At 51.3% G+C, this 16,246-nt stretch carries 13 protein-coding genes; 4 read left to right on the top strand and 9 right to left on the bottom strand.

What is annotated here, in order from left to right; genetic code table 11:
* Nucleotides 1–34: 34 nt before the first annotated feature.
* The 4 genes from pheT (at nucleotide 35) to rny (ending at nucleotide 4,855) form a co-directional block, all read left to right on the top strand.
* The gene (gene pheT / locus FHS90_RS06660) at nucleotides 35–2,449 is read left to right on the top strand and encodes a phenylalanine--tRNA ligase subunit beta (RefSeq protein ID WP_182512446.1); all 2,415 of its coding nucleotides are present in this window, start codon (nucleotides 35–37) and stop codon (nucleotides 2,447–2,449) included.
* A 1-nt stretch (nucleotide 2,450) separates the two neighbouring features.
* On the top strand, nucleotides 2,451–2,747 hold the full coding sequence (locus tag FHS90_RS06655) for a hypothetical protein (RefSeq protein ID WP_182512445.1): 297 nt from the start codon (nucleotides 2,451–2,453) through the stop codon (nucleotides 2,745–2,747).
* Nucleotides 2,748–2,917: 170 nt separating this feature from the next.
* Nucleotides 2,918–3,208 carry a cell division protein ZapA gene (locus FHS90_RS06650; RefSeq protein ID WP_066831888.1) on the top strand — a complete coding sequence of 97 codons (291 nt, stop codon included), beginning with the start codon at nucleotides 2,918–2,920 and terminating at the stop codon, nucleotides 3,206–3,208.
* A 54-nt stretch (nucleotides 3,209–3,262) separates the two neighbouring features.
* Nucleotides 3,263–4,855: a ribonuclease Y gene (gene rny / locus FHS90_RS06645; protein WP_182512444.1), complete on the top strand. Its 1,593-nt coding sequence runs from the start codon at nucleotides 3,263–3,265 to the stop codon at nucleotides 4,853–4,855.
* A gap of 831 nt (nucleotides 4,856–5,686) precedes the next feature.
* Here rny and FHS90_RS06640 read toward each other — a convergent pair.
* The 9 genes from FHS90_RS06640 to FHS90_RS06600 all read right to left on the bottom strand — a co-directional run bounded on the left by FHS90_RS06640 (nucleotide 5,687) and on the right by FHS90_RS06600 (nucleotide 15,848).
* The gene (locus tag FHS90_RS06640; RefSeq protein ID WP_182512443.1) at nucleotides 5,687–6,793 is read right to left on the bottom strand and encodes a glycosyltransferase family 4 protein; all 1,107 of its coding nucleotides are present in this window, start codon (nucleotides 6,791–6,793) and stop codon (nucleotides 5,687–5,689) included.
* Between the two features lie 21 nt (nucleotides 6,794–6,814).
* Nucleotides 6,815–8,026 carry a glycosyltransferase gene (locus FHS90_RS06635; protein WP_182512442.1) on the bottom strand — a complete coding sequence of 404 codons (1,212 nt, stop codon included), beginning with the start codon at nucleotides 8,024–8,026 and terminating at the stop codon, nucleotides 6,815–6,817.
* Nucleotides 8,027–8,036: 10 nt separating this feature from the next.
* Nucleotides 8,037–9,713, bottom strand: a complete 1,677-nt coding sequence (locus tag FHS90_RS06630; protein WP_182512441.1) for an ATP-binding cassette domain-containing protein — start codon at nucleotides 9,711–9,713, stop codon at nucleotides 8,037–8,039.
* Between the two features lie 10 nt (nucleotides 9,714–9,723).
* On the bottom strand, nucleotides 9,724–10,638 hold the full coding sequence (locus FHS90_RS06625) for a glycosyltransferase (RefSeq protein ID WP_153042603.1): 915 nt from the start codon (nucleotides 10,636–10,638) through the stop codon (nucleotides 9,724–9,726).
* Nucleotides 10,639–10,651: 13 nt separating this feature from the next.
* Complete coding sequence (locus FHS90_RS06620; RefSeq protein WP_182512440.1) at nucleotides 10,652–11,890, bottom strand: glycosyltransferase family 4 protein; 1,239 nt, start codon at nucleotides 11,888–11,890, stop codon at nucleotides 10,652–10,654.
* On the bottom strand, nucleotides 11,887–12,843 hold the full coding sequence (locus tag FHS90_RS06615; RefSeq protein ID WP_182512439.1) for a glycosyltransferase family 2 protein: 957 nt from the start codon (nucleotides 12,841–12,843) through the stop codon (nucleotides 11,887–11,889). Before FHS90_RS06615 ends, FHS90_RS06620 begins: the two co-directional genes overlap by 4 nt.
* A 588-nt stretch (nucleotides 12,844–13,431) precedes the next feature.
* The gene (locus tag FHS90_RS06610) at nucleotides 13,432–14,016 is read right to left on the bottom strand and encodes a carboxymuconolactone decarboxylase family protein (protein WP_066831873.1); all 585 of its coding nucleotides are present in this window, start codon (nucleotides 14,014–14,016) and stop codon (nucleotides 13,432–13,434) included.
* Between the two features lie 752 nt (nucleotides 14,017–14,768).
* Entirely contained in the window at nucleotides 14,769–15,326 is a 558-nt protein-coding gene (locus FHS90_RS06605; RefSeq protein WP_066831871.1) for a peroxiredoxin, read from the bottom strand.
* Between the two features lie 45 nt (nucleotides 15,327–15,371).
* A complete protein-coding gene (locus FHS90_RS06600; RefSeq protein ID WP_066831869.1) occupies nucleotides 15,372–15,848 on the bottom strand; it encodes a Dps family protein in 477 nt (158 codons plus the stop codon).
* Nucleotides 15,849–16,246 lie beyond the last annotated feature (398 nt).

Raw genomic sequence — 16,246 nt, 5'->3', positions numbered from 1 at the left:
GCGGCGCAAGCTGCGCCCGTAACCACAGAACACCATGCGTATATCCCTTGATTGGCTCAAGACTTTAATCTCTATAGATAAACCTGCCCAGGAAGTGGGCAAACTCCTCACCGATGCCGGCCTGGAAGTAGAAGGCATTGACACCGTAGAGGTGGTGCCCGGCGGCCTCAAAGGCATGGTCATTGGCGAAGTGCTCACCTGCGCCAAACACCCAGACGCCGATAAACTGAGCGTGACCACCGTGGATATCGGCGAGGCCGAGCCCAAGCACATTGTCTGCGGTGCGCCTAATGTGGCGGCGGGGCAGAAGGTGGTGATTGCCACTGTGGGTGCCACGTTATACCCAGCGGGCGGCGAGCCGTTCCAAATCAAGAAATCAAAAATACGCGGGGCCTTGTCTGAAGGTATGATTTGCGCCGAAGACGAGATTGGCCTGGGCACCGACCACGCGGGCATTCTGGTGCTGGACACGGATTTACCCAACGGAACGCCGGCGGCTGACTATTTTGGACTGGCGTCTGATGAGGTGTTTGAGATTGGCCTAACCCCTAACCGCGCTGATGCCGCTTCACATTTGGGCGTGGCCCGTGACTTGCAGGCGCTGCTCAAAACGCCTTACCAACTGCCAGACCTGAGCGGTTTCAAAGTTGCCAATACCAGCCTGCCTATTTCCATTGAGATTGAAAATACGGTGGCGTGTCCGCGCTACGCCGGCGTGACCATCTCGGGCGTGGCCGTGCAGGAGTCGCCTAAGTGGTTGCAGCAGCGGTTGCGCTCCATTGGTTTGTCGCCTATTAATAATGTGGTAGACGTGACCAACTACGTGCTGCATGAACTGGGCCAGCCGCTGCACGCCTTTGACGCCGCTACCATTAAAGGCGGAAAAATCATTGTAAAAAATGCCACAGAAGGAACCAAGTTCACCACGTTAGATAGCGTGGAGCGCACGCTTCGCGCCGAAGACCTAACCATCAGCAACGCCGAGGAACCGATGGTACTGGCGGGTGTGTTCGGTGGGTTGAACTCGGGTGTGACTGCTGAGACAAAGAACATCTTCTTAGAGAGCGCTTACTTCTCCCCTGCTGGCATTAGAAAGACTAGTCAAATACATGGGATTAAAACTGATTCATCGTTCCGGTTTGAGCGCGGCACGGACCCGAACATGGTCATCACCGCGTTGGAACGCGCGGCACTGTTGATTCAGGAAGTGGCCGGCGGCGAAATTTCTTCAGAGATTGTAGATGTGTACCCAACGCCGGTGCAGCCTACGCAAATCAGGGTGAGCTACGCGAAGGTGCACCAACTCATTGGCCAACACGTCGGCGAAGCCAGAATCAAAGAAATCCTGACGGACTTGGGTATTGAGATAGCCGAGGAAACGGCAGAGGAGTTGCTGTTAACTATTCCACCATTTAAAGTAGACGTGACGCGAGAAGCCGATGTGGTGGAGGAAGTATTGCGCATCTACGGCTATAACAACATCACGCTCAGCGAGAACCTGGCGACCAGCTACCTGGCGCAGTTCCCGAACCCAGACCCGGAGGTGATTACCAAGCGCATTGCTGATGCCTTGGCCGCCAACGGTTTCCTGGAAATCATCACCAACTCGCTTACCAACTCCAACTACTACCAAGACGCTGAGGGCAACACGCCCGCCGAACTGGTGCCTATCCTGAACTACAATTCAGAAGATTTAGACGCCATGCGCCTTACCTTGGTGTATTCAGGACTGGAAGTATTGCGCCACAACATCAACCGCCGTCAGCGCGACCTGAAGGTGTTTGAGATAGGCAAAGTGTACCGCAAAGACGGCGAGAAGTTCAAAGAGAATAACTATTTGGCGCTGTTTCAGACCGGCAACAAAGCCGCTGAGAGCTGGCAACAGGCTACGGCCAAAGCCAATTTCCATGATTTGGCGGGGCAGGTGCAGCAGGTGCTTACGCTTTGCCGTCAGCCGAATTACACGACCAAACCTACCGAGCACCCGTACCTCGCCGGGGGCGTGACTTATCAAAAAGGGGATGTGACGTTGGGCCACATTGGCTTGCTGAAAGACAGCGTCTGCAAGCAGATTGACGTGAAAGAGCAAGTGTGGTACGCTGAACTGAACTGGGATTACCTGTTGCGCAACTATAAAGACAAACTGGTGTTTGAGGAACTCTCCAAATTCCCGGAGGTGCGCCGTGACCTGAGCTTGGTGGTAGACAAAGCCGTGACTTTTGACCAGATGAAGCAGGTGGCCCAGCGCGTGGAGCGGAAACTTCTGCAGGACGTGAACGTGTTTGACGTGTATGAGGGTGACAAGATTGAGGCCGGTAAAAAAGCCATCGCCATCAGCTTCACCCTGCAGGACAAGAACCAGACCCTGACTGATAAAGTGATTGATGCTACCATGAGCCGCCTCATGCAACAGTTTGAGCACCAGTTAGGAGCCGTAATCAGGAAGTAAAATGGCCAACCCAAGCTACCTACAGCAGATACAGAGTATTGAGGGCAAAGTGCACCAGCTGGTACAGCAGTACCAGGCGGGGCAGGAACGGCTGCGGGCCGCGCACCAGGAAATTGAGCGGTTGCAACAGGTGATTCAGGAACGGGACGAGGAGATAAAAAATTTTCAGAATCAAGATAATATTAGTAAAATTGTACAAACCATAGCAGTAGACACTGCCAGTTCAACGGAGCTGAAGCTGAAAATAAACGAGTATTTGCGCGAAATTGACAAGTGCATTGCTTATTTAAGAGAATAGAAAACGGCTTGCCTGGTTGCGTTATAGATAATTTCACCTTGCCGCGCTCCGGCGCGCTAGAATACAGTTGAGAGAACCTAAAGGAACAGAATGCGGCCATTTTTCACTACGCGCACTTTGCACCTTCTAACAAACAAACGCACCACGGCAGCACATAAAAGCATCTGGACATGAGTGAGTTATCTATTAGAATCAAGATAGCCGACCGCGAGTATCCGATGCGGGTAAACGAGGACGAGGAAGAACGGCTACGGCTGGCCGGCAAATACCTGAATGAGCGCCTGAAGATGTTTAGGGAGCAGTTCGGGATTCATGACAAGCAGGATTTGCTGGCCATGATTGCCCTGGAAACCGCCGCCGACAAGATAAAGACGGAGGACGCCGCGCTGGAAACCCAACACACGTTGGAACAGAAACTCTCGTCCTTAAACCAACTGCTCTCTTCTCTGCAGCTCGGCTAAGCCGAAAACTGGATTTGTCTCCTTGCTATAACGTAACCCTTTAACGTTGTAGTCATGACTATTTATATCATTTTAGCAGCCATTGTGGGCTTGGGCGTAGGGTTCTACGCCGGCCGCGTGCTGCTCATGAAGCTCTTCAAAGAGCAGGAAGAACAGGCCAAAGAACGCGCCAGCCTCATCATCCGCGAAGCGGAAGCCAAAGCCGAGACCCAGAAGAAAGACAAGATGCTGGAAGCCAAGGAGCATTTCCTGAAGCTGAAAGCCGAGCACGAGGAGCAGGCCAACCACAAGAAAAACATCATCATCCAGAACGAGGCGAAGGTTAAGCAGCGTGAGCAGCAGATTAACAAGCAGCTGGAAGACCTCAAGAAAAAAGAGCAAGATACAGACGTTCTCCAGAACAAACTGAACCAGCAGCTAGAGGGCTTCAACAAGCGCAAAGAAGACCTGGAGACCCAGTACAAAGACAAGCTGGCCAAAGTGGAGCAGGACCACCACGAAATTCTGAGCCGCCTGGAGCGCATCGCCAACCTGAGCGCCGACGAAGCCCGCGAGCAACTGGTGGAGAACCTGAAATCTGAAGCCTCTACCCGTGCCTCTTCTTACATCAAAGACATTGTAGCCGAGGCCAAGCTCACCGCTACCAAAGAAGCCAAAAAGGTAGTGATTGAGACCATTCAGCGCACCGCCGCCGAGCATGCCATTGAGAACTGCGTTTCTATCTTCAATATTGAGTCTGATGATATCAAAGGCAAAATCATTGGTCGGGAAGGACGTAACATCAGAGCCCTAGAAGCCGCTACGGGTGTGGAGATCATTGTAGATGACACGCCAGAGGCGATTATTATCTCAGGCTTTGACCCGGTACGCCGCGAGATTGCCCGCCTTTCCCTGCACCGCCTGGTTGCCGACGGACGTATTCACCCGGCACGCATTGAGGAAGTGGTGACCAAGACTAAGAAAAGCATTGAAGAGGAGATTGTGGAGATTGGTGAACGTACCGCCATTGACCTGGGCATTCACGGGCTGCACCCAGAACTGATTAAGATGGTGGGCCGCATGCGTTTCCGGTCATCTTACGGCCAGAACTTGCTGCAGCACTCTAGAGAGGTTGCCAACCTTTGCGCCACCATGGCCGCAGAATTGGGCTTGAACGTAAAACACGCCAAACGCGCTGGTTTGCTCCATGACATTGGAAAAGTAACCACCGAGGAGCCGGAGCTGCCGCACGCCATCATTGGTATGCAGCTGGCCCAGAAGTACAAAGAGCACCCAGACGTGTGCAACGCCATTGGCGCGCACCATGATGAGATTGAGATGACGGCCATGATTTCGCCTATCATCCAGTCTTGTGACGCCATCTCCGGCTCCCGCCCAGGTGCCCGCCGCGAAATCATGGAGTCGTACATCAAGCGCCTGAAAGAACTGGAAGAAACCGCCCACTCCTTTGACGGCGTGAACCAGTGCTACGCCATTCAGGCCGGCCGCGAACTGCGCGTAATGGTAGACGCCGACAACGTGACCGACGAACGCGCTGCCCAGCTGTCTTTTGACATTTCGCAGAAGATTGAGAAAGAGATGCAGTACCCGGGTCAAATCAAGATTACCGTGATCAGGGAAATGCGCTCTGTTTCTTACGCGAAGTAGGAGACCTCACCCCCAGCCCCTCTCCCACGGAGAGGGGAACCCCGCTTGCTGCGTTTTGGGGCTGATTTCTGGAAAACAGGCCAAAAACGCCTTCTGTTGAAAAACGGGAGGCGTTTTTGTTTTTTAAATGGAAGGAAAATTATTAGCCTTCCATAAAGAGTAATTGCAGCACATCTACTTCTCCGGGCGCAAGCGTCCGCTTGTGTCCGCACGCATTCAAGATACTCCCCTTTGAAAGGGGCGAAGGGGATGTTGACACAGGAGAAAACGCATTGCTGGTGCGGGCGTATCGCGTATGCCCCCTGCGCTTAACTGTTCCTCCCCTCCTGGGAGGCAGGGCCGTTAAGTTCTACTAGAAAAGAGGCCGCTCTTCCGGATTTGCAATTCGGAAGCAGATACTGAGGGGATTTGAAATCCCCAATCCCCTTCTCTCTTGGTTCCTGTAGCGCGGATGGCAAATCTGAGGGATACTTCAATTCGGGATTGTATATCCCGAACTGCGGAGGGAGCAGACATATAGAACCAGCCCCTCCAGGGAGGGGTTGCGGTGGGTTAATAAGTTACTGCTTACTGTTTACCTTAACTGTAAATGATTTATAAAGCAAAGGCTATCGGCACAGACACTCGCAGGTCTGAAAGACGCTGCGAGGTCTTTTGAGCATGCGGTCATAAGGATGGCAGGGTATGGATCTTTTAAGGTGAGGAGTCTATAAAACGTGCAATAAAGAAAGCGTCCTGTTTTCGGGCTACTTTCTGAAAAACAGGCCAAAAACAGGAGACTTTCTTTGGCAGACATTTCATAAGGTGAAACAATTGCAAACTGGAAGCAGGTTAGTTTTGGCTTATTTTCTGAAAAACAGCCTCAAAACCCAAGACCATTTTTTCTACCGTGAAAATTTCGGCTTGCCGGAGCCCTTTTTGGCGCAACTGGGCACGTACATCTGCTTGCTCTACCACTTGCCGCACGGCCTGCAAGATAGAATCACTGGAGGCTGGGTCAACGTAAAGCGCTGCCTCTCCTGCAACCTCTACCAACGCCCCGCAGGTAGAGGTCACCACCGGGCATCCCAGTGCCATAGCCTCTAAAACAGGTAGCCCGAAACCTTCATACAAAGAAGGATAGACAAGGGCGAGCGCCCGCTGGTAAAGTTGCCGCAACACTGAATCAGGGGCATTTACAAAGAGAACCTGCCCCTTCAGGCCAAGGCTTACCAGCAGGTCTTCCTCCCACACAGTGACATTGCCTGTGCACACCAGGTAAAGGTCTGGTTGGCCCTTCAGGTACGGGGCCACTGACATAATGAAAAACCTGAAATTTTTACGCCCGGTCCGGTCTCCCACAAACAAGAGAAATTTAGCAGGCAACGGCACCGCCGGGGCTTCTTCAGGCCCCGCTTGCAACAGGTTTCCTGTATAGATGGTGCATAAGCTAGTACTGTTTACCAATGAAAGGCGCAGGGTATCCTGCCGGGTAGTCTCAGAGATACAGATGACCTTAGCAGCCCTCCTGATGAGGTAAGATAATCTATCAGCATTGCTGCCGGCGGGATCAAACAACCCGTCTGGACCCAGAACGCAGCGCATGGTGTCATGCACTACCATCACAAAAGGCTTCCCCGGAGGCAGGTGTTGCAGAAACCCATCTTCAAACACGGGGGAGGTAAGCAGGATTACGTCATACTCCAGGGCCTTTATGGCCCTATAATACCACTTCTTAGAAAGGACATCTACCTTGTCAAGGAATTTACGGCCAAAAGGCAAGGCTCCCAGGACACTGGTTTTCTGCCATTTGCCACTTATGAAATCACTGTTAGACCGCACCAAAGGTACAATTACTTGATGGCCTTTTTTCTCTAATTCCTCACAAAGACGGCTGTAGTACCGCACCATGCCGCAACGACCAAAGAAGAATATTTCAGGGTCTACCAGAATTCTCATTACGTAAAGATTTAACCTACACTATTCCCAGATTTCCGGGAGATGTTCAGCGTGATAACTGAATTTTTCTTTGGCCACTTTTGCCGCGGCCGCTATTATCTGGCTGTAAACGACTGAATCTGTCGCCAGTTTGACACATTGTTGAATATACTCTGCCGGAGTCTCTGCCAATAGATAATGCGTGCCGGTTGCAATTCCCAGGCCATAGGCAGCTTCCTGCGTTGCTACCACCGGACGGCCGTGCCACATAGCCTCCAGAACCTTTAGCTTAGTACCGCCACCGGCGTGCAAGGGAGCAACCACAATACCTGCCTGCGCATACACAGGCCCCAGATCTGGAACAGGCCCTGAAAACAGCACGCCTGGCTGGTTTACTAAATGTTCTTCCAATTTTTCTGAGGCACCATAGCCCACTACCTGCAACTCCCACTTTCTGTCCTGCTCCCGTAGCGGGATCAATACCTGTTCAATAAACCACCTGACGGCCTCCTCATTAGGATAGTGGTCCAGGCTTCCTACAAAGAGCAGCCGCTGCACCTGATCAGGTTTCCCAAAACTATTGGTCTTCCCATACATCCGGTTGGGGAAAACTGCACCCGTCGCCGCTGGCAGCCGTTGCTCCAGCAGTTTCCGGTCCTCCCGGGAGCAGAGGTACACTTTGTCAAATTTCTTCAGGTATTGGTTTTCAAACAGGCGAAACTGGCGAGACGCCACAAATTTCAGAAAAGCCTTCTTGTATAATTTCCCCTTTAACAAGATCCGGCTGGTTTTCAAAAAGGTAGAAGACTCAATGTCATCTAAATCCAGCTCCACTAAAGGGGTATTGGTCAGCTGTTGCAGAAAGAAGGCATACTCACTGATGTATAGCCTGAATGCCAGTATTTTGGCAAAATCCTGATCCTGATAGATTGGGCGCAGCGCATCTTTCTGTGGCTGCCGCAGGGGCATCCATTCCAGCAGAAAGGCCCCCTTCACCGGCCCCACTAGAAAAGATAACACCGTTTGCAGCAGTTGCGCCCACCGTTTCCATCTGGGGTATTGCAGCAGCACAGCCTGGGTGTGGGGTAGTAGTTGCGCCGCGTCTGCCAACTCCTGGCTATAGGTAATGACCAACCACTGCACCGTATATTTCTGTGACAGCAGCATCAGCCACTGGTGGGCTCTCTTTTCCCGCCCGCTGCCGTTGGCATTGGGGAGAACAGGGCTAAGAAAGAGAAGTGAATCCTTTGCCATACCGCTTCTGCTAAGTTAAATGCACGGTATAAGTGGCAAACAGTTCAGCGGTAGACTTGCGGTGGGTAATGAACAGCACCGCGCCTTTTTGAAGGCATGTGTTTATGTTGGCCATCACTACCTGCTCGGTTTCCTCATCTAAGGCAGAGGTTGCTTCATCTAAGAACAGCAGGTCTGGGCGTTTGTACAGGGCACGGGCAATTCCCAGCCGCTGGCGCTGCCCCCCTGAGAACATGACCCCGTTGTCTCCAATGGGCGAAAGAATACCCTGCGGGAGCTGTGACACCAACTCTTTCAACATCACGGCCTCCAGTACCTGCCACGCCCAGGCCTCATCAATCGCTGCTTCGCCAAACGAGATGTTCTCCAGTACACTGCCGCTCAGCAGAACCACTTCCTGCGGCACGTAAGCTCTTTTAGGAGTATGCCCCCCAGTACTGCTAATGATCACTTCCCCAGCAGTGGGCTCTATCAACCCCGCTGAAATCATGAGCAGGGTACTCTTGCCCCGCCCGGTTTCCCCCAGCAGGGCAATTCTATCTCCCTGGCAGATAGAGAGCGAAACATCCTGCAGAACGGGCTGCCCGGCTGTATATTGGAATGAGATCTGCCGGAGTTGCAACAGCTCTTCTGCATTCAAAGAATTGCTCCCTTGCAAATAAGTCTCCGGCCGGCCTTTTTGGGCAAGCTCTTTTTCTATCACCTCTATATTGAAGACACTCCCATCTAATTCAGAGAAGGCAGACAGGAAAGCCGCCATAGCGGGAATGATGCGCCGGGCCAACACTACAATGGTAGCCAGGTTGGCAATGAGTTCACCAGAACTGTACGTCTCTACCCAGGTCACAATCAAGAGAGTGGCGGCCAATACCAGGGTAAGGATTGCCTCCAGCACAATTCTGGGGATATGCGGCAATACAGACATATCTATTTTGGCATGGTTAAGCCTTTTTAGCTCTGCAAAGACCGCCCCCTGAAAATAATCTTTGGCCCCGAACACATTGATTTCCCTGGGCAGGCTGAGGCTCTCGTGCATTCGCTGGTAGAATCTGCGCTGATACGTATCATGGTCAGTCACGGCCTCCTGCAATTTAGACTTGATCAGCTTTTTAGAGATAACTGAAAACAACGCCAGAAGACCAGCTCCTGACAAGGCCACCACCGGCATTTTCACCAAAGCAGCAATCCCTAGCACCAGAAGGGAAATGGCGGCCCCTATCAAGTTGAGCACCACCTGAAAAGAATAGGCACCGTCTAACGCGGTCACCGTACAATGCTTCACCCTTACCGCTTTGTTTTCCTGGGTGTACTGGAGCCAGGGCAGTGACAGGTACTTCTCCAGCAACCTGATTGAAAAAGACTGGAAAATCTCCTGCGAAAGTGTTCTGGACACTCTGATAGACAGGTACTCCACCCCCTGCCGCACCACCGTGATCATTACAAAGGCCCCAATCACCCAGCTGATTTCACCGGCCCTAAGCGTGGTGCCCAGCACATGCACCGCCTCCCCCTGCAGGACCATGAGTAACGCGTACATCCAGAAAGCCACTGCCAGATCAAGCAGCGGGATAAGGATAACGTACAGGGTAGAAAGGTAAAATTTAGGTTTGAGCACCTTTGGTGCCGCGTTTAATACCAGTGCTACCTTCTCCTTAAGTCCCAGTAAAGATGAAACTGCAATAGCCATGTAGCGCAGGTTAAAATTTATTCTGTAAGTACTGCCTTATGTTTCTTAATCTGCCCCGCAGTTCTTCTTTTCTATATTCAGAAACAGAGACAGGCACTTGCCTGGGTAAAAACCGTTTTGCAATAGAGGCAAAGGTGGTGGGGGCAAACGCTACGTAATTAGGCGTAAGCCGCAGATGGTTGAAATAGGTAAAATCTGTTCTGGAGGGGCTCCACCAGAGGTGGTTCCAGAGATGCATGCTGTAAATCCCTTCCAGCTTTGTCTCCTTGCGCTCAAACAAATCTCTGATTCCTTTCTTGCTCCAGTCAAAGAAGAAGAACGACCGCTCAGGTTCCACATGAATCAACGCAGGATTCTCCTGGCTTAACCTATAAGGCAAGAAAGTAGAATGTGCGCTCCAGCTGCCATCAAATTCCTGGTAGGTTCTTTCCAGCCATAGTTTGATAAAGGAAGAGTCTTTTTCTGCCAGTATCCAGGCATTGCACAGAGACCCTCCGGCCTTGGCGGCTGCCGGTTCCTGCCAGTTCACCTTTTCCCGGCCCATTACACAGGGCTTCTCATAAAATTCTGCGGGAAGCTCATGGACAAAGAGAGTATCCATGTCAGCATATACCCCCCCGTGTTTCAGGAGCACCTCCAGCCTTACTATATCAGCCAGATGGGCATACCTAAACGTTTCTATCTGTTTGTCTTCATACTGGAACGACCGTATAAAATCATTCTCTTCTACCTGATGCAGCGTCAGGAAGGGCTTTATAAGGTCCCACCAAGGCCCGTACGGCAGGTTTTTATAGTGAAAGTAAATAGCATCTGGCTTGTTGACCTCCAGACAGGAAGCCAGGCACAGATAGTACAAAAGATGAAAAGGTTCTGTCTGCGGTCTTAGACCGAACACGAAGTGGTATATTTTAGGCACTCTACTCATGGCGGTTTCTTCTCTACTCTCTGCTGTTATTAGACTTTTCTCCCTCTGCGTACCCAACCGCGTGTTGCTCTGCCCCACTCAGAATCTGAAGGCATCTATGGGCAATGGCCGTTGCACTGAAATTCTCCTGCAGATGCCTTTGTAGCTTGGCCCCCTTTTCAGAAGCTTTCTGCCGGTTCTCGAAGACATCACGCAGAACCTCTCTGGCCTTTTGCACCTCCACCTCAGCCCACCGTTGATTAGAGCTGTAAGATTCCTGCCCAAATGAGGTCTTTACCGCTACTAACTCATAAGGTACTAGATACGCATGTTCTTCCGGCAGATAATCTAAAGCCCCACCGTATGCGGTCATGATCACTGGCTTGCCAAACCAGGCAGCTTCATAGGCTCCCATTCCCCACCCTTCCCCCCGGGTAAGTGACACAAAGCAATCACCTCTGGTGTGCAGCCGCGCCATGGCTTGGTTAGAGAGTTCCTGATCCAGATGGAACACCTTAGCCCCACCTTTCTCACTACACTTTCTCAAGGCCACCGCTGCCCTCCCAAATCTTTTCCTGAACAGCCTATCCCACCTTCTTTTGCAGGGGCTGGTCCAGTCTTCTACTCCGGTCTTCAGGAGCAGCGCCACCTTCTCATCAGGTTTAAATTCTTCCTGAAACGCTTTGATTAATACCCAGGGGGCCTTCCGCTCATTCCAGACACCTATGCTGTAGAACAGGAAATGCCCTTTGGCAGCTCTGAAGAGACTGTGCAGGGTCTGGGAAGGTTCTGAGTCACTGCCCGCCTTACCCTCAAACTCAGACACATGGGGCAGCACCAGAATAGGCACTGTGACCCCGCATTGGGCAAAGACTTGCCGGTTCCAGTGGCTGGTGACCATAATGCCGTCCATCTGGTTTAACAGCGCTGGCCAATGTGACGGCAACCGGTCTGTCTCCCAGGTGGTATATCCCCACACCGATTGAGGAGGGGTAGCTTCTTTTTCTTTGCGGACCCAATAAGGATAATATTCAGGAACCGTATGCACAATTGTATACCGGCAACGGGCAGCGGGGGGCAAATCTGAGGTTAGTACCACCCCACCATCTTCAGGGGGGCCAGCTTGTACTTGTGTAAAAAAGACGGTTGTCCCGGTTTTTCTCAACGCCTGCACCAAGGTCTTTGCCGCCACCCCATATCCGGTTGTTTCGCCAAACCCAACATAATGGAGACAAGTCCCCTCCGGGCTTTCGTCTGAAACCATATTGCTCATCTTCCCGCCTCCTGTGTTTGAGGGATAGCATCTGCCGCAGGCTTTGGCAGGTTAAACGCCGGGGCCAACGGCGCCAAAACCGGAGGTGTCAAACTGGCACAGCCAGCCGTCTTGGGTTTCCGGTGCCAAAGACCGTCCCAGAGGCCAGAGGCCGTCACATACGCATGCGCTCTCCTGGTACCCGTGAACCTGAATAGCTTTGTAGTGAAGACAAGCGCATACTTTGACAGATAGACTGCGGCCCACCAGCCAAAATGCTTTCTGAGAACCATCCCAAATCCGTAGGAATAGCCGTATTCCCGTTTCAGGTAAGAATCTGGAAACGGTGGCATTACCCGCGGATGTAGAATATGGATACCGGCATCAAACTGTATGTCTATTTTTTGGGTGAGGGCCCTTACCGCCAGTTCATAAGACTCAGAGGAAAAATATTTGCCACCGGGTCCAAAATCTTCATTAAACCCACCCAACTGCTCAAAAATCTCTTTCCTGATAAATAAAGCCGGTTCAGACACTTTGCCAATAAAATTCAGGAGACTTACCTTACAGCGGTTCAACAGAAACCGGTTCAGGGGCCTGCCATCAAAATCAAGCACGGTTCCGGTCACAACGTCAGGGGCATGTTCAGTGATCACCCCCTGTACTTTCTGCATGGTATCAGGGGTATACTCACAGTCATCGTCTGGAAAACCAATCCAGCTTCCGGTGGCCAGGGCAGCGCCCGCATTTCTGGCCTTGCTGGCATTCTTCTGCTCAATTTTGCAGTGCACCAGGTGGAGCTTATCTGTGAATAGCGGCACAAGGTCAGCTACTCTGTCATCACTGTTTTGGTCTACCAGAATTACCTCAAAATTCTTAGAGGGCAATTCTGCCACAGACAAGAGAAACTGTTGTAGTTCCTTTGTTCTCCCCACCGTAGCCACCACCAGGGAGAAAAATATATTTTCCTGCATTCTGTCTTCTTCCAAACTTTATCTTCACAGGGGGAATAGCAGAACAAATTAACTAAAAGGGATCTGGTTCACAATTATATCCTAATTAGAATCAACATATCAATTCATATAATCCAATTTAGAACCTGTTTACATTTGCCTTTTGCGCTGCTAACGGGCATCAAAAGAAACTGACCTGGCGGTTACCTCGCACCAAAGCCCTGCTACGCTGCTCAAACAACGGAATAGTAGAACCTTTCGCTCCCCGTTTTCACTTGCAAAAACCAAACTGTACACATGCTCTTAAAGATGAACTTAAAGTTTGTTTGCGTCTTTAAAAGAGATAAAGCTGTTTTGAATGTTCCTGAATTCTGGCGCAAGGGTCTGCCTGCGCCGCTGAGTTTTCTGTTTCTGGCCTGTTTTTAGAAAAGTAGCCCCAAAACGGTCAGACAAGCAGGCGCGTGACCAGACACCCCCACAGGAACAGCAGAACCCTAAACCAGCTTTGGTATTTACATAAAAAGAGAACCGCAAATGACTTCTGTCACCGCGGTTCTCCTGGCCCATTGCCTTGCGGCGAATGGGGTATATTATATAAGAGTGGAAGTACTACTTAATCACCTTACTCACGCCCACCACCACGGCGGCAATGCGCACGGCATCAAAAATGCGCTGCTCAGAGGCGCCCAATTTGCGTACGCTTTCCTCATGCGAGGTCACGCAGCGCTCACAGCCGTTAATGGCCGAGATTGCCAGACTCACCAGCTCAAAGAACTCTTTGCCGCCCACCGGGTTCATCATGATGTTCATTTTCACCTTAGCCGGCGCAGACTCATAGAAGTCTGTGTGCATGAAGTGCTTGAAGCGGTAGAGAATGTTGTTGGTGCTCAGCAACGAGGTCACGGCCACGGCCTCAGCCAGTTCAGCGTCAGTAGCGCCGTGAGAAGCCGCCAACGCCTTGAACGCCTCAGACAAGGTGTTGTTTTCTTCATTCACCGCCGCCGACAGGGCAATGAGATAGGCTTCTTTGCTGGTCACGTTCTCAGACTGCAGCGCGGTTTTCAGGTTGATGCGCAGGTCTTTGAGGTACTTGGAATCACCTTGCACCAGTTGGTCCAGGCGGGCAAATTCCTGGCCAGACAGGCCCAGGTCTTTCAGGAAATCTTGTTGGGTTTCTTGTATGACGGAAAGCATTTTAATTGCTGATGGTTAATGGATGATGGTTGAATAATTCTGACAGGGAAGTGGTGTGCTGATTGTTTTGTTGCTGTTTAACTTGTAGGACGTGTTGATTGCTTTAGACATAGGCGCTCTCTTGTCATTCTGAAAGAATCCTGGTAGCGAACGGTAATACCTGCACATCACTACTTTTCTAGTTCACCCACAAGTTCCTTTCAGGATGACAGAGAGGAAGATGGCAGGCTGTTGAAAAAGGGAACTCTGCTAAAGAGTATTTAAACAAATCTTGCTTACCTGCCTTCTCTGACCTCTCCCTTTCCTCAGGCAATACCCCCGCGTGAGGGATAGCAGCGGAAAGCCCGCAGGGCAAGGCACGACGCCCAAGGACTTGCAGCGCATAGCCCGGCCCGCAGGGGCACGCCCAAAGAATTAGGAACTTTAAATGGGGAATTAGGAGTTGGAAACGTTCAGAAACTGCTTCAGTTAGTTGCTCTTTTCTGTTTCTGGCCTACTTTCCGGAAAACAGGCCAGAAACGGGAATAGCGTTTTCCTGCGTTACCGGCAAAAATACTTTGCAGAATTCACCGCGCTGAAAACCTGCTTTTTACCCACATTGTATCTGCCGTTTGCGTGAAAAAGCTATCCCCTACTAACTAAAAACTAAGAACCAATAACTACACTGAGAACGAACCTCTAATTTGTCTGCGGGGCCGGTAAGCGACAGACATTAACTTCCGGCTTTCCCGCAGACTTCCCCTTTAAAACAATTAAACGGTAAGGGTGGCTTCGCCTTTTTTCCAGTTACAGGGGCAAAGTTCATCGGTTTGCAGGGCGTCCAGCACGCGCAGCACCTCGGCCACGTTGCGGCCCACGCTCAGGCCGTTCACGCTCACCCACTGAATAATACCCTGGGGGTCTACAATGTAGGTTACGCGGTAGGCTACTTTTTCCTCGGCATCTAAGATGCCCAGTTCTTCGGCCAGGGATTTGGAGGTGTCTGCCAGCATGGGGAAACGCAGGCCGCGCAGGTCGTCGTGGTCGCGGCGCCAGGCGGCGTGCACAAACTCAGAGTCAGTGGAGGCACCAATCAGTTGGCAGTCGCGGTCCCGGAACTCGTCATAGTTTTTGTTGAATTCGGCAATTTCTGTGGGGCACACAAACGTGAAGTCTTTGGGCCACCAGAACATCACCAGCCACTGGTCATTGGCGCGGTGCTCCTGCTCAGTGATGGTTCTGAACTCCTGGTCTTTCTCTAAAGAGACAACAGCTTTTTTAGAAAACGCAGGGAACTCCGCCCCAACAGATAAAACTCGGTTTTGGTACATGGTTATAGGAAGTTAAAAGAAAATAAAGGGTTTAGTGGCGCGGCCTTAGGAGGCCTGGAAGGCGTTGAGCATCCAGAGGGTTTTCTCCAGGGTGTTGAGGTCATCTGAGATGAGCCCCTGGGTACCCTCGTCGTCATGCTCGGCGGCCAGGGCCAGCACCTGGCGCTCCAGCTGTATAATCTGGCCAATGTTCTCCACGGTGGCGGCCACGGTGTCTACGTCGGTTGACAGGTTCTTGCGCTCCTGCACCGTAGAGGTGGCCAGAAAGTCTGAGAAGCTGTGCAGCGGCGTGTGCCGAAGGGTAAGGATGCGCTCGGCTATCTCGTCAATGGTTTCAAAGGCGGCGGTGTAAAGCTCCTCAAACTTGGCGTGCAGCGCGAAGAAGTTCCCCCCCTTGATGTTCCAGTGGAAAGCGCGCAAATTCTGGTAGTACACGTGGTAATTGGCCAGCAGTTCGTTTAGCTTTACGGCCAGTTCTTTGGTGTCTTTGCGTTCCAATCCTAATTCGTTTTGTGATTCCATAGTCTTGTGTTTGGTTAGGTCTTACAAGTTTCTCTGCCTTACCATACGACAAAGGTGCACGAAGTGATTTTATTGTTCAAATTGATAATAGCTATCACCTTATCAACATAAACTATTACCTTTGTTCAGTTTCTTGCCCCTTAACCAGTTAGCCCGTCAAAACAGATGGTAAAATCGCTGCATTTCCCTTTCGGCAAAGCCGAACAAGAATGGAGGCTGCTAATAACTTTCAGTTTCCCTTTTCATGAAGTGCGGGCCAGGTGCGGCGTTTTAGGGCTCCTTTTTAGGAAACAGCTTTCAACAGGAGCCCACCAAACCCAAAGGCACCAGCAGACGCCTGCGCCGGAGCGATAAACGAAAACATTGACCACGTTCAGTAAAATGGCCACACTTTCCCC

This window comes from Rufibacter ruber (assembly GCF_014138425.1).
In the GTDB taxonomy this organism is placed as follows: domain Bacteria; phylum Bacteroidota; class Bacteroidia; order Cytophagales; family Hymenobacteraceae; genus Nibribacter; species Nibribacter ruber_C.
This window is presented reverse-complemented; position numbering and strand designations above follow the sequence as displayed.

Coding starts and splice junctions, on each gene's coding strand:
- FHS90_RS06630 (WP_182512441.1), bottom strand. CDS start 9,713: ATGGCTATTGCAGTTTCATCTTTACTGGGACTTAAGGAGAAGGTAGCA.
- rny (WP_182512444.1), top strand. CDS start 3,263: ATGACTATTTATATCATTTTAGCAGCCATTGTGGGCTTGGGCGTAGGG.
- FHS90_RS06615 (WP_182512439.1), bottom strand. CDS start 12,843: ATGCAGGAAAATATATTTTTCTCCCTGGTGGTGGCTACGGTGGGGAGA.
- FHS90_RS06600 (WP_066831869.1), bottom strand. CDS start 15,848: ATGGAATCACAAAACGAATTAGGATTGGAACGCAAAGACACCAAAGAA.
- FHS90_RS06620 (WP_182512440.1), bottom strand. CDS start 11,890: ATGAGCAATATGGTTTCAGACGAAAGCCCGGAGGGGACTTGTCTCCAT.
- FHS90_RS06605 (WP_066831871.1), bottom strand. CDS start 15,326: ATGTACCAAAACCGAGTTTTATCTGTTGGGGCGGAGTTCCCTGCGTTT.
- FHS90_RS06610 (WP_066831873.1), bottom strand. CDS start 14,016: ATGCTTTCCGTCATACAAGAAACCCAACAAGATTTCCTGAAAGACCTG.
- FHS90_RS06635 (WP_182512442.1), bottom strand. CDS start 8,026: ATGGCAAAGGATTCACTTCTCTTTCTTAGCCCTGTTCTCCCCAATGCC.
- pheT (WP_182512446.1), top strand. CDS start 35: ATGCGTATATCCCTTGATTGGCTCAAGACTTTAATCTCTATAGATAAA.
- FHS90_RS06625 (WP_153042603.1), bottom strand. CDS start 10,638: ATGAGTAGAGTGCCTAAAATATACCACTTCGTGTTCGGTCTAAGACCG.
- FHS90_RS06655 (WP_182512445.1), top strand. CDS start 2,451: ATGGCCAACCCAAGCTACCTACAGCAGATACAGAGTATTGAGGGCAAA.
- FHS90_RS06650 (WP_066831888.1), top strand. CDS start 2,918: ATGAGTGAGTTATCTATTAGAATCAAGATAGCCGACCGCGAGTATCCG.
- FHS90_RS06640 (WP_182512443.1), bottom strand. CDS start 6,793: ATGAGAATTCTGGTAGACCCTGAAATATTCTTCTTTGGTCGTTGCGGC.